This is a genomic window from Streptomyces sp. NPDC087787, from assembly GCF_044743035.1.
Lineage (GTDB): Bacteria > Actinomycetota > Actinomycetes > Streptomycetales > Streptomycetaceae > Streptomyces.
The window spans coordinates 50,222-69,778 of record NZ_JBIUVQ010000012.1 but is presented as its reverse complement, the minus strand read 5'-3'; the positions used below and the strand labels follow the sequence as shown (position 1 = coordinate 69,778).

The 19,557-nt window shown below is 71.7% G+C and carries 16 protein-coding genes and 3 pseudogenes; 5 read left to right on the top strand and 14 right to left on the bottom strand.

Annotation, left to right across the window (positions count from 1 at the left end; translation table 11 throughout):
- The first annotated feature begins 72 nt into the window (after positions 1-72).
- Both ACIOWN_RS20085 and ACIOWN_RS20080 read left to right on the top strand, forming a co-directional pair.
- Positions 73-1,032, top strand: coding sequence for an ABC transporter ATP-binding protein (locus ACIOWN_RS20085; RefSeq protein ID WP_362349964.1), 960 nt, complete (start codon positions 73-75; stop codon positions 1,030-1,032).
- Complete coding sequence (locus ACIOWN_RS20080; RefSeq protein WP_401982991.1) at positions 1,029-2,672, top strand: ABC transporter permease; 1,644 nt, start codon at positions 1,029-1,031, stop codon at positions 2,670-2,672. The genes ACIOWN_RS20085 and ACIOWN_RS20080 overlap by 4 nt, the downstream gene beginning before the upstream one ends.
- A 195-nt stretch (positions 2,673-2,867) precedes the next feature.
- Here the strand turns inward: ACIOWN_RS20080 and ACIOWN_RS20075 are convergent, their stop codons facing one another.
- From ACIOWN_RS20075 to ACIOWN_RS20020, 12 genes and pseudogenes are all read right to left on the bottom strand, one after another.
- A complete protein-coding gene (locus ACIOWN_RS20075) occupies positions 2,868-4,097 on the bottom strand; it encodes a cytochrome P450 (RefSeq protein WP_362349959.1) in 1,230 nt (409 codons plus the stop codon).
- 86 nt (positions 4,098-4,183) lie between these two features.
- Entirely contained in the window at positions 4,184-4,858 is a 675-nt protein-coding gene (locus ACIOWN_RS20070) for a response regulator transcription factor (protein WP_326803392.1), read from the bottom strand.
- Positions 4,855-6,210, bottom strand: a complete 1,356-nt coding sequence (locus tag ACIOWN_RS20065; protein ID WP_362349957.1) for a histidine kinase — start codon at positions 6,208-6,210, stop codon at positions 4,855-4,857. The genes ACIOWN_RS20070 and ACIOWN_RS20065 overlap by 4 nt, the downstream gene beginning before the upstream one ends.
- A gap of 102 nt (positions 6,211-6,312) precedes the next feature.
- The gene (locus ACIOWN_RS20060) at positions 6,313-6,987 is read right to left on the bottom strand and encodes a response regulator transcription factor (RefSeq protein ID WP_362349955.1); all 675 of its coding nucleotides are present in this window, start codon (positions 6,985-6,987) and stop codon (positions 6,313-6,315) included.
- The gene (locus ACIOWN_RS20055) at positions 6,984-8,417 is read right to left on the bottom strand and encodes a histidine kinase (protein WP_401983083.1); all 1,434 of its coding nucleotides are present in this window, start codon (positions 8,415-8,417) and stop codon (positions 6,984-6,986) included. The genes ACIOWN_RS20060 and ACIOWN_RS20055 overlap by 4 nt, the downstream gene beginning before the upstream one ends.
- The gene (locus ACIOWN_RS20050) at positions 8,417-9,634 is read right to left on the bottom strand and encodes an acyltransferase (protein WP_401982988.1); all 1,218 of its coding nucleotides are present in this window, start codon (positions 9,632-9,634) and stop codon (positions 8,417-8,419) included. The genes ACIOWN_RS20055 and ACIOWN_RS20050 overlap by 1 nt, the downstream gene beginning before the upstream one ends.
- On the bottom strand, positions 9,627-10,526 hold the full coding sequence (locus ACIOWN_RS20045; protein ID WP_362350343.1) for an alpha/beta hydrolase: 900 nt from the start codon (positions 10,524-10,526) through the stop codon (positions 9,627-9,629). The genes ACIOWN_RS20050 and ACIOWN_RS20045 overlap by 8 nt, the downstream gene beginning before the upstream one ends.
- Before the next feature lie 711 nt (positions 10,527-11,237).
- A complete protein-coding gene (locus tag ACIOWN_RS20040) occupies positions 11,238-12,206 on the bottom strand; it encodes an alpha/beta hydrolase (protein WP_362349954.1) in 969 nt (322 codons plus the stop codon).
- 195 nt (positions 12,207-12,401) lie between these two features.
- Positions 12,402-13,601 (bottom strand): kynureninase, encoded by a 1,200-nt coding sequence (kynU, locus tag ACIOWN_RS20035; RefSeq protein WP_362349953.1) that lies wholly within the window; start codon positions 13,599-13,601, stop codon positions 12,402-12,404.
- Positions 13,594-14,451 carry a tryptophan 2,3-dioxygenase family protein gene (locus tag ACIOWN_RS20030; protein ID WP_100568414.1) on the bottom strand — a complete coding sequence of 286 codons (858 nt, stop codon included), beginning with the start codon at positions 14,449-14,451 and terminating at the stop codon, positions 13,594-13,596. Before ACIOWN_RS20030 ends, kynU begins: the two co-directional genes overlap by 8 nt.
- Before the next feature lie 145 nt (positions 14,452-14,596).
- Positions 14,597-14,731, bottom strand: a pseudogene (locus ACIOWN_RS20025) (DUF3151 family protein); the annotation flags it as partial.
- Positions 14,732-15,502: 771 nt separating this feature from the next.
- Entirely contained in the window at positions 15,503-15,745 is a 243-nt protein-coding gene (locus ACIOWN_RS20020) for a hypothetical protein (RefSeq protein ID WP_362349951.1), read from the bottom strand.
- A 66-nt stretch (positions 15,746-15,811) separates the two neighbouring features.
- On the opposite strand from ACIOWN_RS20020, the pseudogene ACIOWN_RS20015 reads away from it, so the two are divergent.
- The 3 genes and pseudogenes from ACIOWN_RS20015 to ACIOWN_RS20005 form a co-directional block, all read left to right on the top strand.
- A pseudogene (locus ACIOWN_RS20015) lies at positions 15,812-16,046 on the top strand (ATP-binding protein); the annotation flags it as partial.
- Between the two features lie 572 nt (positions 16,047-16,618).
- Positions 16,619-17,218 (top strand): hypothetical protein, encoded by a 600-nt coding sequence (locus ACIOWN_RS20010; RefSeq protein WP_362349949.1) that lies wholly within the window; start codon positions 16,619-16,621, stop codon positions 17,216-17,218.
- A 15-nt stretch (positions 17,219-17,233) separates the two neighbouring features.
- Positions 17,234-17,731, top strand: coding sequence for a hypothetical protein (locus ACIOWN_RS20005; protein WP_362349948.1), 498 nt, complete (start codon positions 17,234-17,236; stop codon positions 17,729-17,731).
- A gap of 90 nt (positions 17,732-17,821) precedes the next feature.
- Here ACIOWN_RS20005 and ACIOWN_RS20000 read toward each other — a convergent pair.
- Together ACIOWN_RS20000 and ACIOWN_RS19995 are read right to left on the bottom strand one after the other, a co-directional pair.
- Positions 17,822-18,312, bottom strand: a pseudogene (locus ACIOWN_RS20000) (DUF3631 domain-containing protein); the annotation flags it as partial.
- 237 nt (positions 18,313-18,549) lie between these two features.
- A complete protein-coding gene (locus ACIOWN_RS19995) occupies positions 18,550-19,515 on the bottom strand; it encodes a recombinase family protein (RefSeq protein WP_362349946.1) in 966 nt (321 codons plus the stop codon).
- Positions 19,516-19,557: the final 42 nt, after the last annotated feature.

The following is a 19,557-nucleotide window of genomic DNA, read 5'->3' as shown; positions in this document are numbered from 1 at the left end:
TTCGAGTCTAACCTTGCGTTTATACGCTTCCTTAACTTCACAAATTTGTGAAGTTCGCGTACGTTCCAAAGCATGACCAAGGCAAACTCCGCCATCGAGGTGTCCGGCCTGTGCAAGTCGTTCGGCGGCACGCGGGCACTGGACGGCCTCGACCTGAACGTCGCCGCCGGCGAGGTGCACGGCTTCCTCGGCCCCAACGGCGCCGGCAAGTCCACCACCATCCGGGTCCTGCTCGGCCTGCTGCGCGCCGACTCGGGCGCCACGCGGGTGCTGGGCCGCGACCCCTGGGCGGACGCGGTCGAGGTGCACCGCCGGATCGCCTACGTGCCCGGCGACGTGACCCTGTGGCGCAACCTCTCCGGGGGAGAGGTCATCGACCTGTACGGCAGGCTGCGCGGAGGCCTCGACCGGCGGCGCCGGGACGAGCTGGTCGAACGGTTCGAGCTGGACCCGACCAAGAAGGGGCGGACGTACTCCAAGGGCAACCGGCAGAAGGTCGCCCTGGTCGCCGCCTTCGCCTCCGACGTCGACCTGCTGATCCTGGACGAGCCGACCTCGGGCCTCGACCCGCTGATGGAGGAGGTCTTCCAGCGCTGCGTGGCCGAGGAGCGCGACCGGGGCCGCACCGTCCTGCTCTCCTCCCACATCCTCAGCGAGGTCGAGGAGCTGTGCGACCGGGTCAGCATCATCCGCAACGGCCGCACGGTGGAGAGCGGCTCCCTCGCCGACCTGCGCCACCTCACCCGCACCAGCGTCACCGCCGAACTGGCCGGGCCGCCGAGCGGGCTCTCCCTGCTGCCCGGCGTGCACGACCTCGACGTACAGGGCCGCCGGGTCCGCCTCCAGGTGGACACCGACAAGCTGAACGAGGTGCTGCGCTCGCTGAGCGAGTCGGGGGTGCGGTCGCTGACCTCCACCCCGCCGACGCTGGAGGAACTGTTCCTGCGGCACTACCAGGACGAAACCGGGGCCGAGACCGAGGCCGGGGCGGACTCCGGGACCGGCGCGGAAGCCGCGGAGGTGACGCGATGACCGCCGCCGTCTCCACGCCCGCCGCCTTGCCCGCCGGACGCTCCCGCAACCTGGCCGGCACCGGCACCCTGCTGCGGTTCGCCCTGCGCCGCGACCGCGTGATGATCCCGGTCTGGGTCTCGGTCAACGCGCTGATGGTCCTGTCCATGCCGGGCACGCTCAAGGGCCTCTACGCCACCCCGGCCGAACGCGCCGAGTTGGTGCGCCAGATGGCGACGAACGCCTCCCTGCGCGCCATGGTCGGCCCGGTGTTCGGCGACTCGCTGGGCGCGCTGACGGCCTGGCGGGTGGGGGTGTACGCCGGCGCCCTCGCCGCCGTCATGAGCCTGCTCGTCGTCGTCCGGCACACCCGGGACGAGGAGGAGAGCGGACGGCAGGAACTGGTGTCGTCCGGGATGGTGGGCCGCCGGGCACCACTGACGGCGGCGCTGCTGGCCGCGGCGGTCGCGAACGCGGCCCTGGCCCTGCTGATCACGGCCGGTCTCGCCGGACGGGGCGCCGCCGGCGCCCTCGCCCTCGGGCTCGGGGTGGCGGGCGTGGGCATGGTCTTCGCCACGATGGCGGCGATCGTCGCCCAGCTCACGGAGAGCGCCCGGCTGGCCCGGGGCCTGACGTCCGCCGTCCTGGGCGCCGCCTTCGTACTGCGGGCCGCGGGCGACTCGGGAACCGATGGGGGCACCGCCCACGCGTTCGGCACTGGGGGAGGTTCGTCCCTGCTGACCTGGCTTTCCCCGCTCGGCTGGCTGGAGTACCTGCGCGCCTTCGCCGCCGAACGCTGGTGGGTGCTGCTGCTGTTCGCCGCGGCGACCGCCCTCCAGGCGGGCATCGCCTACGAGCTCGCCGGCCGCCGGGACCTCGGCATGAGCTTCCTGCCCACCAGGCCGGGACCGGCCCGGGGGCGCCTCGCCACGGCGGGCGCGCTGGCCTGGCGGCTGCAACGCGGCAGCGTGCTCGGCTGGAGCGCCGGCTTCTTCGTCGCCGGAGTCGTCTACGGCGGGATGGCGGACGGCGCAGCCCAGCTCGTCGGCGACAACGCCAAGGCGCGGGAGATCTTCCAGCGGATGGGCGGGCAGTCCGGCATGACGGACGCGTTCCTCGCCGCGATGGCCGGGATGCTGGGCCTGGTCGCGGCGCTCTACGTCGTGGCGTCCGTGCTGCGCCTGAACGGCGAGGAGACCTCCGGCCGCGCCGAACCGGTGCTGGCGGGCGCGGTGGGCCGACTGCGCTGGGCCGCGGGGCATCTGCTGATCGCCTTCGGCGGCTCCGCCGTGCTCATGCTCCTGGCCGGAGCGGGCATCGCGGTCGGCCACGGCAAGCAGGCCGGTCCGGTGCTCGGCGCGTGCCTCGTGCAGGTGGCCGGGGTGTGGGTGATCGGCGGCATCGCCGTCCTGCTCTACGGTGTCCTGCCGCGGGGTGCCGTGGCCGCGTGGGCCGTGGCCGGAGCGGTCCTGCTGATCGGCTGGATCGGTCCCGCCCTGAACGTCCCCCAGCTCGTGCTGGACCTCTCCCCCTTCGGTCACCTCCCCAAGCTGCCGGGCGGCGGGATGGAGTGGGGGCCGGTCGGCGTCCTGCTCGCGCTCGCGGTGCTCCTGGTGACCGGAGGGCTGGCGGGTCTGCGCAGGCGGGACATCAGCGGCTGAGCCTCCGGCTCAGCCGACGTACCCCTTGAGGTCCTCGGTGTCGAGTTCGAATCCGAGGGCTCCGGGGAGGGTCGTCCTTTCGCCGAGTTCTGCGACGCGGACGGTGTGGTAGCCGATCCGCGGGTGGCGAGTCCTCGATCAAGACAGGACGTACTGGTACGGAGATCAGCCGAACAGGTGAACCGGACGCGGGCGTCAGCCCACCGTCACACTCAGCCCCTCCAGTCCGCGGATCACGAAGTTGGGCTTGCGCCGTGGCTCGGTGGTCGGGGTGAGCGTGGGGGCCCGGTCCAGGAGGGCCGCCATGGAGGCGGCCAGTTCGATGCGGGCCAGGGGGGCGCCGATGCAGTAGTGGATGCCGGCGCTGAAGGAGATGTGGGGGTTGTCCCGGCGGGTGAGGTCCAGGTGCCCGGGGTCGGTGAAGACGGCCGGGTCGTGGTTGGCCGAGCCGAAGAGCATGGCGATCTCCGCTCCCCTCGGGATCGTGGTGCCCGCCATCTCGATGTCGTCCAGCACCCAGCGCTCGAAGAGCTGGAGCGGCGTGTCGTAGCGCATCAGCTCCTCGACCGCGGTCGGGATCAGGGAGGGGTCCGCCCGCAGGGCCGCCAGCTGCTCCGGGTTGCGGAACAGCGCCCACCAGCCGTTGACCGTGGCGTTCACGGTCGCCTCGTGACCGGCGTTGAGGAGCAGCACGGCCGTGGAGATCATCTCCTGCTCGGTCAGCCGGTCGCCCTCGTCGTGCGCGGCGATCAGCCCCGAGACGAGGTCCTCGCCCGGCTCCTTGCGGCGCTCGGCGATCAGCTCCCGCAGGTAGTCGGAGAACTCGACCGACGCCCGTACCGCCTTCGCCGCCGTGCCCTCGGACGGGTTCAGCTCGTACATCCCGCAGATGTCCGCCGACCACGGCCGCAGCTGCGCCCGGTCGGACTCGGGGATGCCCAGCATCTCGGCGATCACGGCCACCGGCAGCGGTTCGGCCACGTCGCTCAGCAGGTCGCCGCCGCCCGCCTCCACCAGTGCGGCCACCAGCTCGCCCGCCAGGTCGTGCACATACGGCTTGAGCCGCTCCACCGTGCGCGGCGTGAACGCCTTCGACACCAGGCGCCGGATCCGGGTGTGGTCCGGAGGCTCCAGGTCGAGCATCCCGTGGTCGTTGAGGACATGGAACGGCTCGTGCTCCGGCGGGGGCGGCGTACGGCCGAAGTCCTCGTGCGTGAAGCGGTGCTGGTAGGTCCGGCCCAGCCGCCGGTCCCGCAGCAGCGCCGAGACGTCCGCGTGGTGCGGAACCAGCCACTGGTCGGTGGGCTCGTAGTGGAGCACGCGGCCCCGCGCGCGCAGCTCGGCGTAGGCCGGATAGGGGTCGGCGAGGAACGCCGGGTCCCACGGGTCGAAGGCGAGGCCGGAAGGACCGGAAAGACCAGACATGCCCGGACGTTAGCCCGGCCACCCCCGATCCGACCAGGGGTGTCGATCGCAGGCCCCTGCGCGGCGCGCTCCCGGCCCGGGGCGGCTCACCCGGGTGTGACCAGTCTCGCCTCGTAGGCGAACACCGCCGCCTGGGTGCGGTCCCGCAGGCCCAGCTTGACCAGGACGCGGCTCACATGGGTCTTGACCGTCGACTCGGCGACCACCAGCCGCTCCGCTATCTCCGCGTTGGACAGGCCCTGTGCGATCTGCACCAGCACCTCCGTCTCCCGCTCGGTGAGCTCCCCGTACGCCGCCCGCGCGGTGGCCGCCAGCCGCGGGGGCTCGGTCAGCTTCGAGAACTCCGTGATCAGCCGCCTGGTGACCGAGGGGGCGAGCAGCGCCTCGCCGGCCGCGACCACCCGCACCCCGTCGGCGAGCTGCCGCGCCGAGGCGTCCTTGAGCAGGAACCCGGAGGCCCCGGCCCGCAGTGCCTGGTACACGTACTCGTCCAGGTCGAACGTGGTCAGCACCAGCACCTTCGCCGTACCGTCCGCGGCGACTATCTCCCGGGTCGCCTCGATGCCGTTCAGCTCCGGCATGCGGATGTCCATCAGGACGACGTCCGGGGCCAGTTCGCGTACCCGCTCCACCGCGTCGCGGCCGTTGACGGCCTCGCCGACGACCTCGATGTCCGGCATCGCGTTCAGCAGGACCGAGAAGCCCTCGCGCACCATCATCTGGTCGTCCGCGACCAGCACCCGGATCGTGCCCGTCCTCATGCGCCGGCCTCGTCGTCGTCCGCAGGCCCGGCCACCGTGGCGACCGGCAGGAACACCGCCACCTCGTATCCGCCGTCGTCGGCCGGGCCCGCCGTCATCTCGCCGCCGAGCATCGACACCCGCTCCCGCATGCCCGTGATGCCGTGCCCGGATCCCGGCGAGGGCTTGAGCAGGGACGGCTTGGGCGGCGGGCTGTTGACTATGCGCAGGGCCAGCCCGCCGAGGACGTAGCCGACCTCGACGCGGGCGCTCGCGCCGGGCGCGTGCCGCAGGGTGTTGCTCAGTGCCTCCTGGACGATCCGGTACGCCGACAGCTCGACTCCCTGAGGGAGTTCGCGCACCGCGCCCATCGTGGTCCTGTCCACCGCCAGGCCGGCCTCCCGCACGTTCGCCAGCAGGGTGCCGAGATCGGCGAGGGTGGGCTGCGGGGCCTCGGGGGCCTCGTAGTCCTCCGCGCGGACGACACCGAGGACGCGGCGCAGCTCGGTGAGGGCCGCCACCGCGTTCTCCCGGATCGTGGCGAAGGCCTTCTCCAGCTCCGGCGGCGGGTTCTCCACCCGGTAGGGGGCGGCCTCGGCCTGGATGGCGACGACGGACATGTGGTGGGCCACGACGTCGTGCAGCTCGCGGGCGATCGTGGTGCGCTCCTCCAGCAGGGTGCGGCGGGAGCGCTCGTGCGCGGTCACCGTCTGCTGGGCGGTCACCTCCTGCTCGGCGTCCTTGCGTATGTGCCAGACGGTGACGGCGAGAAGGATGAGCGCGGAGAGGACCAGCAGCGGCGCCGAGTTGTTGCCGTAGGTGTAGCCGAACAACGCGTCGGCGATCACGGCGTAGAAAGCGGTGGCCGCCCACATCCATGCCGCCGTGCGCGGCCGGGTGCGTATCGCCACCACCGTGAGCACTGTCAGGTGCGCGATGTAATTGCCGGGCTGCCAAGGCCAGTTCGACTGGAGACCGGCGAACCACGACGAGACCGTGGCCGCCATCAGGGAGACCCAGAACGCTCCGACCGGGCGGGTCAGGGTGAGCAGCACCGGGGCGAGGGCCAGCAGACCCGCTACCGGGGCCGCCCTGTCCGCCCAGCCGACGAACAGCGCCAGCAGGCCGGCCGCCACCACCACGGCGTGCCGCCTCCAGGCCGCGTAGGGACGCAGGCGGCCCGGCAGCCGCCTGATCAGCGGGCCGTCCACCCCCACGGGCCGCAGCGGACGGTAGGCGAAGGCGTCGTGGAACAGGCCCTGCCGCAGCCCGCGCAGAGCGCTCTCGGCGAACTTGTACTCCGGGCTGCGCGGCTTGTACGGGCTGGAGGCGCCGTCCGGCGGCGTCGCTTGCGTCTGCGTCGTCTCGGTCACGCTGAAAACGGTAGGCGCAGGCGGTGGTCGCGGTCGTCCCCTGTGAGAGGGGTCCTTCACGGTCCGCCTCAAGTACTACGGGTATCGCCCCGCTGCCCGCGATCAGTACCCGGAGGGGCGGACCAGTCCCGACTCGTAGGCGAACACCGCCGCCTGAGTGCGGTCCCTGAGGCCCAGTTTCACCAGGATGCGGCCCACGTGGGTCTTCACGGTCTGCTCGGCGACGACGAGATGCCGGGCGATCTCCGCGTTGGACAGGCCCTGCGCGATCAGGGCGAGCACTTCCGTCTCGCGTTCGGTCAGCACTCCCACGCGGGACTTCAGCGGGGCGCGCGGCGCGTCCTTCAGCCGGGAGAACTCCGCGATCAGCCGGCGGGTGATCCCCGGTGCCAGCAGCGCGTCTCCGGCCGCGATGACCCGGACCGCCTCGGCGAGCTGGTCCGCGGAGGCGTCCTTGAGCAGGAAGCCGGACGCGCCGGCGCGCAGCGCCTCGTACACGTACTCGTCCAGGTCGAAGGTGGTGAGCACCAGGACCTTCATGTCCGGGGTGGCGGTCGTGATGCGGCGGGTGGCCTCGATGCCGCCGAGTTCGGGCATGCGGATGTCCATCAGGACGACGTCCGGGCAGACCTCGGCGGCCTTGGTGACGGCGTCGAGGCCGTCCACCGCCTGGCCCACCACCTCGATGTCCGGCTGGGCGTCGAGCAGCACGGTGAACCCCTGACGCACCATCTGCTGGTCGTCGGCGATGAGGACGCGGATGCTGCCGCTCGTCATGGGGTGTCCTCTCCTGTCGGGGACGGTGGGCCGGGGGGTTCGACGTGGACGACGGGGCTGTCGGGCGGGTCGGAGTAGATGACGGGCAGGCGGGGCGAGCCGATCCCGGTCACGGGCACGATGCCGTCGTGGGGGAGGAAGGCCGTGACCGCGAAGCCGCCGTGCAGTGTCCTGGCGGCCGTGACGTGCCCGCCCAGCATGGTCGCCCGCTCGCGCATGCCGAGCAGGCCGTGCCCGGCGCCCGGGGAGGGCTGGACGGGCCGCCGGGGCCGGGAGTTGACCACGCTGAGGAACAGGCCGTCGGGCACGTGGCCGACCTCCACGCGGACCGTCGACCCGGGGGCGTGCCGCAGGGCGTTGCTCAGGGCCTCCTGGACGATGCGGTACGCCGACAGCTCCACGGCCGGCGGATACGGCCGTGGCTCACGCCGCGAGTCCTCGATGTCCATGGTGACCGTGAGACCGGCGGCGCGGGTGTTCTCGACGAGGGCGCCGAGACGGTCGAGGGTGGGCTGCGGGGCGTCCGGGGCGGCCCGGGTGCCGGAGTCGCCCAGGCCGTAGGGGTCCTCGGGGTTCTCCGAACGCAGCACGCCGAGCACCCGGCGCAGTTCGCCGAGCGCCTCCAGCGCGTTCTGCCGGATGCCGTCGAGGTTCTCCTTCAGCTCCGGCGAGGGGTCCTGTGTGAGGTGCGGTGCCACCTGCGCCTGGATCGAGATCACCGACATGTGGTGGGCGACCACGTCGTGCAGCTCACGGGCGATGCGGCTGCGCTCCTCCAGAAGCGTGCGGCGGGCCCGCTCCTCCGCGGTGAGCGTGGTCTGCTGCACCAGTTGCGCACGGGCCTCGCGGCGGCCGTGCAGGGCGGTGCCCAGCACCACCACGACCGCGAACAGCGCCAGCGCGAGAACACCGGTGGGCTCGTAGCGGGTGGGCTCGTAGCGCGGGGCGCCCCACACGCCCTGGAGGACGTAGGTGAGCAGGGCGGTCAGGGCCAGCGCCTCCACGGCGACACGGGTGCGCACGCGCAGGGCGAGCAGCAGCAGGACGAACAGGTGGGCGATGATCCCGGACGTGGTCCAGGGCCAGGTGAAGCCCTGCAGATCACCGGCGACCAGCGGGCCGTGCAGGGCCACCGCCCCCAGCAGCATGGCCGCCATGGACAGCCACCACGCCGGGACGGGCCGCCACAGGGCCAGCACCATCGCACCGGCCTGTCCGAGCGCGACGAGGAAGGCGTACCCGAAGGCCAGCCGCGCGCCGCTCCAGAGGTGGCCCGAGGCGCCCAGCAGCACCGCGAACGCGGCCAGCCACACGATGCCGTGCGGAAGCCAGCGCAGCCAGACGGACGGGGGCAGCGGGTCCTGCCGTGCGGTCCACAGGTCGTCGCGCAACACCCGCAGTCCGTGCCTGACGCGGCTTTCCCATCGCATCACGCGCCCACTCTAGGGTCTGGCGCGGGGGCCGTCCCGGGGCGATGAGTCCGTACGACCCGGGAACGGCGCCGGTCACCGCCCCGCTCACAGGTGCGGAAGGCGGCCCAGCAGACGGCCAGGGCGAGGGCGAAGACCGGGAGCCAGGCCAGCCGGGCCGCCACCCAGCCGGGGCCGTCGGGAAGCGTGTGCAGGCCCGGGAGACGGCCGGCGAGGAGGCCCATGGCGGTGGTCGCCATCAGGGCCGTCTGGTGCCAGAGGAAGATCGTCATCGCGGAGAGGTTGACCAGCACCACCGCCGCCCAGGCGAGCGGGCGGGACATCGCGCGGCGCAGCCGCTCGCGCAGCAGCAGGGCCAGTCCGCACTGGGCCAGGCCGAAGGTGACGGCCGCCAGTGTCGGCGGGTTGAGGTTGGAGACCGCGGTCCCCGGGACGCCGACCATCGACGCGGGGTAGCCCGCCCAGGCGACGAGGGCCGCGGTCGCCGTCGCGCCGCAGGTCAGCAGGGTCCAGCCCGCGCGGCGGCCGTCGAGCTCGCCGCGGGTCCAGGCCGCGCCCAGGGTGTACGGCACGAGCCAGCCGGCCGGCAGGTTCAGCCAGCCGAGCCAGGAGGGGGCGCCGAGGCCGAACCGGAGGAGGTCCACGTGCAGGACGACGGCCAGGGGCCACAGGGGACTGATCCGGGTGAGCAGCGGGGTCGCCGCCGTCAGTACGGCGAAGACCAGGAGGAACCACAGGGGGGACAGGGCCAGCTTCACGAGGGTGCGGACCGTGTCGAGGTCCACACCGGTCAGGAGGAGGGCGACGGCGGTGACCGTCCACAGGGCCAGTACGGCCGCGACCGGCCCGAACAGCCGGGACAGGCGAGCGCGGAGCCACTGCCGGTAGCCGGTGCCGCAGGCGCGGGCCGAGAGATGGCTGCGGGTGGCGACGTGCCCGCCGACGAGGAAGAACACGGCGAGGGTCTGGAACACCCAGGAGACCGGGACCAGGGCGGGCATGTAGTGGAGGGGGCTCGCGGTGTGCAGGGTGGGGCGGGGCTGGGTGCGGGTGTCCGCGACCAGGGCCGTGACCAGCCAGTGCCCCAGGACCACGCCGAGGATGGCGAGGGCCCGCAGGGCGTCCACCGCCCGGTCCCGCTGCGGCGGGGTCCGGACGTGGAGGCGGTGCGCGAAGGCTCGTACGCGGGTGAGTGCTGCGGGAAGGCGGTCAGTCACCTTGCACCTCGTTCGTGGTGCCCAGGACGATCCGGGCCAGGTTCGTGAGGGACGGGGAGCCGGGGGTGAAGTAGGCGCTGTGGCCGCCGCTTCCGGCCGTGAACCTGCGGGCGCCGAAGGCGGGGTCCATGGGGTCGGCGCCCAGGCCGACGGTCGTGCCGAAGAGTTCGGCGCGGACGTGCGGCACGTTCGCCACCCAGTCGCCGTCGCCGCGGGCCGCCCAGACGCGGGCCCGGGTGTGCAGCGCGGGCACGGAGTCCGCGCCGGTGCCGGGGCTGCCGATGAGGGCGATGTCGTCCACGTCCAGGCCGGACGCGGCGCGCCCGCACACCACCGAACCGTAGGAGTGGCACACCAGGGTGATGTGCGGCACCCGCCCCGCCACGGCACGCAGGTCGCGTATCAGTTCCCTGAGGCCGGGGGCCGCCTGCTCGGCGCGGCCCGTGGTGAGCACCGTGGTGCTGACCGTGCCCGGTGTCTCGTAGCCGAGCCAGGCGACGACCGCCGGGCGTGCACCGGCCGCGGCCTCGCGGCCGAGCTCCTGGTACAGGGCGAGCGCGCCCTTCCGGAAGCGGTCGTAGGTGTCCAGGGAGGTGTCGGAACCCGGGACGAGGACCGCTGCGCGGTCGGCGTGCGCCAGGTCGCCGAACACCTCCGCCACGCGGCCGGAGCCGCGGCCGTCGAAGGAGAGCAGATGTCGGGAGGGTGCCGCCAGCGCCCGGTCCACGGCCGCCCGGTGCGTGTCGCCGTGCGCCGCGGCCATGTCGGCGGCGCGGGCGGCGTCGGCGCGATTGGCCCCGTAAGCCGCGTCGAGGGTGGTCCTGGTCAGGGGCGCGAGAGCCGCCGGGGCGGGCGCGGGAATGTGTGGCCGGGCGGCTGCCGACAGAGGCACCACGAGGGCGCCGGTGACGAGAAGGGCGAGCAGAGCCCGACGCCATCCGCCGGCCCAGGTCCCGGCACCGGGTATCGCTCCCGGATCGGCGCTCGGGCCGTTTCCCGGGCCGGCACCCGGACCGTCTCCCGGTTCGGCACCCGGACCGGCCCCCAGACCCACACCCGGACCCGGCCCCGGGCCGGCACCCGGACGGGCACTCAGGCCCACGCCCGGACCCGGCCCCGGGCCGGCACCCGGACGGGCACTCAGGCCCACGCCCGGACCGACACTCGGCCCCAGACCCGGACCGACACTCCGGCCTGCTCCCAGGCCGGCACTCGGACCGGCCTCCAGGCCGGCGTTCGAGCACGCAGCCGGGCCGGCGCTCGGGGTCGCTCCGGACTCAGCGTTCGGTCGCGCGCCCGGAGCGGTGTCCGGCAGCCCGCTCTCCGAGCCCCCGCCCAGCCTCGCGGCCGCACGCAGCCTCGCGGCCCCGCCAAGCCGCGGGGCCGCACCGAGGCTCGTAACCCCGCCGCGGCCCGCCGCCGTGTCCCGTCTCTCCCGCTCGCGCCCCACGGCTCATCCCCTCCGGCCTTGTCCGGCCGGTGGGCCGGGCTGGAAGGGAAATTACGGAGCCGGAGTCGTAGCTCGCGTCATGCCAGGGAGGTGTTCGCGGCCGTAGCTCTCAGGTACTACGGGTACGACCCGCGCCGGGTGGCCCGGTCCGCGTCACCACGCGAGCTGGGCGATCTCCTCCGCCACCACCGCGCACGCGTCGGCCGCCGGGTCGATCAGCGGGAAGTGGCCGACCTCCTCCAGGAGGGTCAGGCCCACCACCTCGCCCGCCTTCGCCGCGGCCTCGGTGTAGGACTCCGCGACCACCTGCGGTACGACCACGTCCTCGCGGCCCTGGACGACGGTCGTGGCGATGCCGGTCGGCAGCAGCAGGGCCGGGTCGGCGTAGGGCTGCCGCTCGACGAACCCCTCTTCACCGCCCAGCAGTTGACGGGCCGCCCCACCGCACACGTCCAGCTTCTCGGCGACCGCGAAGTCGGCGATGGGGGCGAGCGCGACCACGCCCCGCAGCGGCGCGGGGCGGTCCGTGCGCCAGGGCGCGTCCGCGGGCAGGACGTGCCGGGCCGCCGCCCACAGGGCCAGGTGACCGCCGGCCGAGTGGCCGGTGACCACCGTGCGGCGTATGTCGGCCTGCGGGAGCGCCTCACGGGCCAGCGCGGGCAGCGCGTCGAGCGCCGCCGCCACGTCGTCGAAGGTGTCCGGCCAGCGGCCCGCGACCGGGTCCTCGCCCGGTCCCGCCGGGGTGGCGCTGCCGCGCCGGTACTCGACGCAGGCCACGGCGAAGCCCCGGCGGGCGAGGAAGTCCGCGAACGGGGTGATGTGGCGGCGGTCGTAGGGGGCCCGCCAGGCGCCGCCGTGCAGCACCGCCACGAGCGGGGAGGGCCCCGGGAAGTCCGCCGCGCCGCGCGGGCGGTAGAAGTCGACGACCTGGTCGGGGTGGTCGCCGTAGGCGGCCGTACTGTCGGGTGCGACGGGCGCGTGCGAGAAGACCGACTCCTCCTCCGCTGCGGCGCGCGCGGCCGCGTCACGGCCGCCGGTGTTCCCCGGTTCCGCGGCGGTGGGGTTTCCGCCCGTTCGCTCGGACCCGAGCGCTCGGGGGAGGGGGGCGTCGGCTTCCGGCATGCTCCAACCTCTCAGCGGTGAAACGGTTTTGGGGGTCCGGGAAAGAAATCAACCGGCCGTTGGCCGGGACGGTATCAGGCGGGTGACGTGCGCCGACATGGGGATGTCACGCTGGGTGAGGTCAAACGGTTCTGCCGCACGGTCCGGGACCGTGCGGCAGGAACCCTCATTCCGGTGCGGCCGTACCGGAGTGCGTCAGCCGGCCAGTTCCTCCGCCAGCGCCCGCGCCGCCCGTTCCACGTCCGCGAACCCGACGTAGAGCGGGGTGAAGCCGAAGCGCAGGACGTCGGGGTGCCGGAAGTCACCGACCACCCCGCGTCCGATTAGCCGCCGCATCACGTCCCCGGCGTCCGGGCAGCGCAGCGCCACCTGGCTGCCGCGCTGCTCGTGGGCCGACGGGGTCAGCACCTCCACGCGTCCGGCGGGGACGTACGCGGCGACGCACTCCAGGAAGAAGTCCGTCAGCGCGAGGGACTTGGCTCGTACGGCCTCGACCGTCACCCCGTCCCAGACCTCCAGCGCCGCCTCCAGGGCGAGCAGGGAGAGGATGTCGGGGGTGCCGACCCGGCCCCGCAGCGCGCCCTGGGCCGGTTCGTAGCCGGGCCGCATGCCGAAGGGCTCGGCGTGCGAGTTCCAGCCGGGCAGCGGGGTGTCGAAGCGGTCCTGCACATCGCCGCGGACATACAGGAAGGCCGGTGAACCCGGGCCGCCGTTCAGGTACTTGTAGGTGCACCCGACCGCCAGGCGCACCCCGTGCTCGTCCAGCCCCACCGGCAGGGCGCCCGCGCTGTGGCACAGGTCCCAGACGGCGTACGCGCCCGCCGCGTGCACAGCGGCGGTCAGGGACGGCAGGTCGTGCAGTCGGCCGGTGCGGTAGTCGACGTGGTTCAGCAGGGCCGCGGCGGTGCGTCCGCTCAGCGCACCGGGCACCTCGGCGGGCGTCACCGGGCGCAGCGCGCAGCCCGTCATCCGAGCCGCCGACTGCGCAATGTACCCGTCCGTGGGGAACGTCGTCGCGTCGACCAGGATCTCGTCCCGCTCGCCGCCACCGGCCTCCCGGGCCATCCGGACCGCCGCCACCAGCGCCTTGAACACGTTCACGCTGGTCGAGTCGCCCACCACGATCTGTCCCGGCGCGGCCCCGACCAGCGGGGCGATCCGGTCGCCGACCCGCTCGGGCGCGGTCCACCAGCCGCCCTCCGTCCAGGAACGGATGCGCAGCTCGCCCCACTGGCGGCGTACGACGTCGTTGATGCGGTCCGGGACGTTCGCCGGGAGCGCGCCCAGCGAGTTGCCGTCCAGGTAGACGCCGTCGTCGAGGACGAACCGGTCGCGCAGCCCGGCGAGTTCGTCGGCGGCGTCCAGCTTCTCGGCCCTGATCGTCAGCTCAGACATGGGACCTCGCCGTCCACAGCTCGGGGAAGACGTTCTTCCGGGCCCGCTTCTCCAGCCAGGCCACCCCGGCGGAGCCGCCCGTGCCGGACTTGGCGCCCATCGCACGGCGGGTGGCCACGAGGTGGTCGTTGCGCCAGCGCCACACCAGTTCGGCGACGTCGGTCAACGCCTCACCGAGCCGGGCGAGTTCGTCGTCCTGGTCACCGGAGTAGAGGGCCGTCCAGACGGCCTCGACCTCCTCGCTGGGCTCGTAGCGCAGCGTCACGTCCCTGCCGAGCACGGCGTCCGGGACCGCGTGCCCGCGGCGGGCGAGCAGCCGCAGCACCTCGTCGTACAGGCTCGGCTCGTGCAGCGCCTTCTCCAGTTCCGCGTGGACGCGGGGGGCGCCGCGGTGCGGGACGAGCATCGAGGCGGACTTGTCGCCGAGCAGGAACTCCATGCGGCGGTACATCGCGGACTGGAATCCGGAACCCTCGCCGAGGGCGCCGCGGTAGCTGTTGAACTGGGCCGGAGTGAGCCCGGCGAGCGGCTTCCAGGAGGCGTTCAGCGCCTGCAGCTCCCGTACGGACCTCTTCAGCGCGGCGACCGCCGTCGGTACGTCGTCCGAGCGCAGGGCGCGGGCCGCGGTCTCCCACTCGTGGACGATGACGGTGAACCACAGCTCCATCACCTGGGTGGTGACCAGGAAGACCATCTCTCCGGGGTCGTCGGAGAGGGTGTGCTGGAGGTGGGTGAGCACGTCCGCCCTGACGTAGTCCTCGTACGGCGTCGTGCCGGCGAAGTCGAGATGCGGGGTCTCGGGCTCAGAGGCCTCAGCGGGCTGAGGGGTCGGGTGAGCCGGTTGGGACATCGCTGTCTCCTGCAGTACTCCGGGTAGCGGTCCGCCCCTGCCGATGCCGGCACGGGGGCCCCGGTCCCCAACCGCATCCTGCGCATCACGCGCGCAGATCGCAAGGCCCGCCCGGTCGCGGGGGCGGGCCTCACATCCGTACGGGTCAGCCCAGCGTCTGCGCGGCCGTCTCCGAGGAGTCCTTCAGGAACTGCGTGCAGCGCTCGTACTCCTCCTGCTCGCCGATCGCCCGGGCGGCGCGCGCGAGGGCGTGCAGGGCGCGCAGGAAGCCGGTGGTTGGGCTCGCGCTCCTAAGAAAGTGGCGGAGGATGTACACGAGAGACCTAAGGGGGCACGGTTATGACCGAGCAGGAGTGGCTGGACAACCTCGCGGCCCAGTTGCCGAAGCGGAACCTGGAATGGGTGTCGGATTTCGCCAGGATCTGCTCCACGGAGTGGGCAGGTGACAAGCCCCCGACGGGAGAGGCTTGCCAACCCGCCGGGACCAGTGCCGCTCTCAATGACGGCGACGCTTCGAGGCACACCAGCGAGTCGACGAGGGTCCAGGCTCCCTCGCAAACCGACAGAAGCTGAACCGATGGCCTCTTCGTCCCGAATGAGGTTCGGTCCAGATTGGTTCGACGGAGCTGAGACCTGCGCACTACGAGCGCCTGCAAGATCGCGACGACAGCTGCCGGGCGGTGCCGCCGCGTCGTGTTTCCACTGGTCAGCGACGAGCGACCGAGCACGGGATGCCGCCCGGTCCAGCTTGTGCCACCTGTCCGCTCACACTTGACGACGCGCGCCAATATGGTGGGCAAGTGGCGGAGCTGTCCTTCCTCGCGACCAGGCTCGGCAAGCCGTGGCGGAACTTAAGTAGGTAGAGAACGCCTCGGTCTCGTCACGACGCGGTGGACGGGTCAGGATTCCACCGTCCGCCGCGGCGCAGGAAGACTCGGAAAGTAGCCCTCCTCGGCCAGCCAAGCGCGGGCTCACCCACGCTGCCGCTCATCAGCCTGCGTTGAGCAGTTACCCGGGCAGAGTGAACTTCGTTGCCTTGCCATGGCCGAGTTCAACCGTCGGTGCTGCGGTCGACCAGTTCGACGTGGCCGGGGAGTGAGACTGTCGCCGTGATGCTCGTGGAGTCCGCTGTCGCTCGGTCGATGCGGCCGGCGGACGTGGTCAGGCCATAGATCTCGCCCTGCTTGGCCAGGTGCAGGCGGCCGACGCCGCGGAGGTACGTCCGGGTGGTTTGCGGCCGGATGAGTTGCTGGTGGCCGGAGTGCGGGTGGACGCCTTGGGTCGCATCGTCCACTGGGCTGGTGCGGCCGAGGTCCTGCTCGGCTATCCGGCGTCGAAGGTGCTGGGGCAGCCGCGTTGATCTCACTCCATCCGGTGCGCCGGCGGCCCCGCGGGCCTGAAGCTGATCAAGGAGCAGTGCTGATCTGCGGGTCTCCGACCCGAGCCAGACCCAGCCCAGGCTGCGCCGGGCCCGGCCGACCGACGAGGGCGGCCGCGGACTGTTCCTGATCGCCCAGCTGTCGCAACGCTGGGGAAGCCGCTACACCCACCACGGCAAGACCATCTGGACCGAACAGGCGCTAACCACCGACTGGCACGCCGGAAAGGGGCCGACCCCCTGGGGCGGGAGAGTGCACAGCCTCTGCCAGCCAGTGGTGTCGACACCGAAAGCGGCCCCGGCGCCGACCCTGTGTCCAGTTCGTCGGATGAGGACGAGCAACTCCCGTCGACCGTCAGCTGCGGTAGGCAGCGGGGGCTCGGACCGGGTGCGCCGTGCTACCGGGCCTCCTGGCAGCTTCCCGGACCGAATTCCACCGGCAGGCAACAACGACCTCACGACCGAAAATCACCTACGTCATCAGGACCTCCAGCCTGCCGGGCGCACGAAAGATCGAAGCTGAGTTCAAGGGTCAAGCCCCTAAATTCCCTTGATTGAGTAAAGAAGGTAAATAATGGGCGATGCCCTTGCGTCTATACGTTGATTCGCACCGAAGGAGCGAGGCATTCCACTCACTCGCTTACGAGAGCCATGGCGTAAGCAGAATTTTCTAGCCAACTGCCAAGCTCAAGCCTCGCTCAAACTATTCGAGTTCCCTTGACGATCACTCAGGCATTCCACGATCGTTCTGTCCATGCCGCTCCCGGAGAGGGGCGGAGGGAGGAAACTATGAATGCCGCACTAACTCGCGCGTGCACAGCCGCTGCGCTGACTTCTTTTCTCACTGTAGGAGCGGGGGGAGGGGGCGCTGCTTTTGCGGAAGACGCCCCGACGCCGGTCAACGCCGACCAGGATGGGAACCCGATCCCTCAGGCGCCGGACGACGTCGACGCCGATATTCCGGTGCACGCGGAGGGCTGCCCGCCGGACCCGAGCTTCTCCTTCACCAGCGTCAAAAGCACGTTTGTCGGGGACAAGAGCAAGACCGTCTACGGACAGTCCGGTGTCACGCTCTCGGTCTCGGTGGCCAAGGGTCACACCTGGACCGGCACCGTGACATATTCGGCCAAGCTTAGCGAGTCAATCCTCGTCGCTTCCGCCGAAGAGACCATCAGTGGCTCGATCTCCTACGCTAAGACCACCACCGTCGCCCTTAGCGGATCGTGGAAAGTCCCGGCGAGCCAGAAGGACGGATGGCTTGCCCTTGGTTCGAAGGGATACTCCTTCAACTGGGAACGCGGTTCCTATAACGGTGGCTGCAAGTGGATCGTCTCGAATCACGGGACCGCCAAGCTCCCGGCACTCTCGCCCTACATCGCCCACTCGTGAGTTGAGGACGATTTAATGAAGCTTTCCATGCTGGCCGTCGGTCTGTCGGCCCTGGTGCTTGTGTCGGCCTGCTCCGGTGGCGCTCACTCCCGAGCGACCGCCACCCACGGGGCGACGCCGCATCCGGCGGAGTCAACAACGGAGGCCGGCGCGACCCCCTCTCCGGTGCAGACCCCGACGAGCCCGGCCCGCCTTCCAGATCCGGTCCAGTCTTCGCTCCCTGTCGGGTCGAAGACGCTGTACACGGGGTCGGGTCACGGTGCGGGCGGTGTCACGCTTCCCGCGTCAGCGGGGAAAGCCTCATCCATCACGGTGATGTGGACATGCGCCGGCCCCGCCAAGTTCAACATCATCGCCGCCGGAAAGACCCTCGCCGGTTCCCAGTGTGGTGACGGGAGCGGCGTGTTCACCGCCGAGATACCGCGCGCCAATATGCACGAACTGGAATGGAAGTTCTCAGCGGCCAATTCGGTGATCTGGCGGATGGTCGTCACCCAACCCCCCGGGAAGTAGCCTCGATCCTTCGCGGCGGTCCGCCGACGAAGTCGGTGGGCCGCCTCCCCGGCCCGGCTCGCCGAAGCCCGCCCGCCCGCCCACCTGAGAGTCGCCTCCCGCGAGGTCGGCAACGATCACCAGGGGCTCCCACGTGTCGGCGGCGCGGTCCTCAACCGGCATGTCCGTGATTGTGTCGGGCAGGTCACCGATGCCCGCCAAAGCGGCGATGGCGAACGTCGGAGGCAACCGGCGTGCGTTCAGGCCCGGTGACGCGCAAGGTGGGCCGGTTGCGCTGGTGGCCGGCGTTCAGCAGACCGCGCAGGCCTCGTTGCGCTCAGCCGCCTTGGCCGTGCCGAAGAGTATGTCGGCCTCGTCGACCAGGAGCGTTGGCGGATCCTCTGCGGTGATCGAGCGGAAGATCGCCGCTAGGCTGGCGTTACCGTGATCAGCGGTGCATGCACGGTCTCGGTCACCACGTCGAGCAGCCGCGACTTGCCGCACCGCCCGGCCGGACCGACCACCGCCAGGCGCGGCGCATGCTGCAGATGGGTGGCCGCCACCCACAAGGTCACCGCTGTGAGGGCCTCCTCACTCGACATCACGACGAACCGCTTGATCAGGGCCCGCAGGTCGGCCAGTATCTGCGCCCCCTCGGACACAGGCACGACATCGGGTTCGTCGCCTGCGGGCTGAAGACGAGTGGCCGCGCCGAGTAGAGGCTCAGCTCCCTGACCGGGCCGAGGAGTGGGTCGACGGCCTGCTGCGCGTCTTCGGCACGGACCGGTCGTTACGGAACGAAGCCGGGCTCCGGCCGCAACGGAGCCCGGCTCCGTTCTTCACCTGAGCACCGGTTCGATGTCCGCCGGGTCGAAGATCGGCCCGTTGGACGCGGGCTTGACGATGACCGCGCGGAAGACCTTGAGAACGGCTGCCCGCTGCTGCTCGATCGTCAGCCTCTCCCACCGCTCCCGTATGTCGACAGGGCCGGCGGAGAAGGTCGCGGCCTCGGCACGATGCAGGGCTCGCTCCCGATGCAGCTCCGCAGTCTGCTTCTCCAGATCCTCGGTGAGCGCGATGTAGCGGGCGGCCGACATGCGCTTCTCCTGCCACGCCTGCTTGAACTCTGCCATGTCTCGCTCCAGGGAGGCCAGTTGATCCTCCTTGCCCCATTCCGGCACGCGCACAGGGACGTTCGCCGGCGCCCTGTCCGAGCTGAGGAACACAGCGTTCCTGATGAGGCGATCGACTGGTTCGCCCGCCCTGGCCACTCCCCCACATCCGCCGTCGTTCCTGCCGGGGCACGCATATCTGAACTGAGATGACGTCTTCGACTTCCGGTACGAGGGGAACGCCCGCATCTTCGCACCACACCGCCCGCACCGGGCGATGCCCGAGAGCAGGTACTTGGTGGCGTAGTCCCGTACAGCCCGTCCCTCCGACTCACGCCGGACCTTCTCTTGGCGCTTCCGGTGCTCGGCATCCTCGTACTCGTCGATCCATGCCTCCAGTTCGCGCGGCCGGCGCGTGAAGCGGTCGATGTCCCAGGCGACTACTCCGTCGATCAGCCCGGCCTTGAGGTCTTCCAGCATCTGACGGAACTCCGGGCGCACGGCCTTGCGCTTGTACGCCGAGAGGTCGTTGTCCTCGTAGACCCGGGCCACCTCCCAGCCCCTGGCGGCACAGTGCAGCCGGCAGTCCTCCTCCTGACGCGCGACACCCAGCCCCTCGGCCTCGTCGTCCTTGCTGATCCGGGTGTAGATGCCCACCCGTACGGCATCGGAGGACCCCCGTCGTGCTGCCATGCGCCGGATCGTCGCACGCTGCGATCAGATACATCAACCGCC

Excerpts from the sequence above, each read along its gene's own strand:
- ACIOWN_RS20085 (WP_362349964.1), top strand. The coding sequence starts at position 73 with ATGACCAAGGCAAACTCCGCCATCGAGGTGTCCGGCCTGTGCAAGTCG.
- ACIOWN_RS20080 (WP_401982991.1), top strand. The coding sequence starts at position 1,029 with ATGACCGCCGCCGTCTCCACGCCCGCCGCCTTGCCCGCCGGACGCTCC.
- ACIOWN_RS20075 (WP_362349959.1), bottom strand. The coding sequence starts at position 4,097 with ATGTCTGGTCTTTCCGGTCCTTCCGGCCTCGCCTTCGACCCGTGGGAC.
- ACIOWN_RS20070 (WP_326803392.1), bottom strand. The coding sequence starts at position 4,858 with ATGAGGACGGGCACGATCCGGGTGCTGGTCGCGGACGACCAGATGATG.
- ACIOWN_RS20060 (WP_362349955.1), bottom strand. The coding sequence starts at position 6,987 with ATGACGAGCGGCAGCATCCGCGTCCTCATCGCCGACGACCAGCAGATG.
- ACIOWN_RS20055 (WP_401983083.1), bottom strand. The coding sequence starts at position 8,417 with ATGCGATGGGAAAGCCGCGTCAGGCACGGACTGCGGGTGTTGCGCGAC.
- ACIOWN_RS20040 (WP_362349954.1), bottom strand. The coding sequence starts at position 12,206 with ATGCCGGAAGCCGACGCCCCCCTCCCCCGAGCGCTCGGGTCCGAGCGA.
- kynU (WP_362349953.1), bottom strand. The coding sequence starts at position 13,601 with ATGTCTGAGCTGACGATCAGGGCCGAGAAGCTGGACGCCGCCGACGAA.
- ACIOWN_RS20030 (WP_100568414.1), bottom strand. The coding sequence starts at position 14,451 with ATGTCCCAACCGGCTCACCCGACCCCTCAGCCCGCTGAGGCCTCTGAG.
- ACIOWN_RS20010 (WP_362349949.1), top strand. The coding sequence starts at position 16,619 with ATGAATGCCGCACTAACTCGCGCGTGCACAGCCGCTGCGCTGACTTCT.
- ACIOWN_RS20005 (WP_362349948.1), top strand. The coding sequence starts at position 17,234 with ATGAAGCTTTCCATGCTGGCCGTCGGTCTGTCGGCCCTGGTGCTTGTG.
- ACIOWN_RS19995 (WP_362349946.1), bottom strand. The coding sequence starts at position 19,515 with ATGGCAGCACGACGGGGGTCCTCCGATGCCGTACGGGTGGGCATCTAC.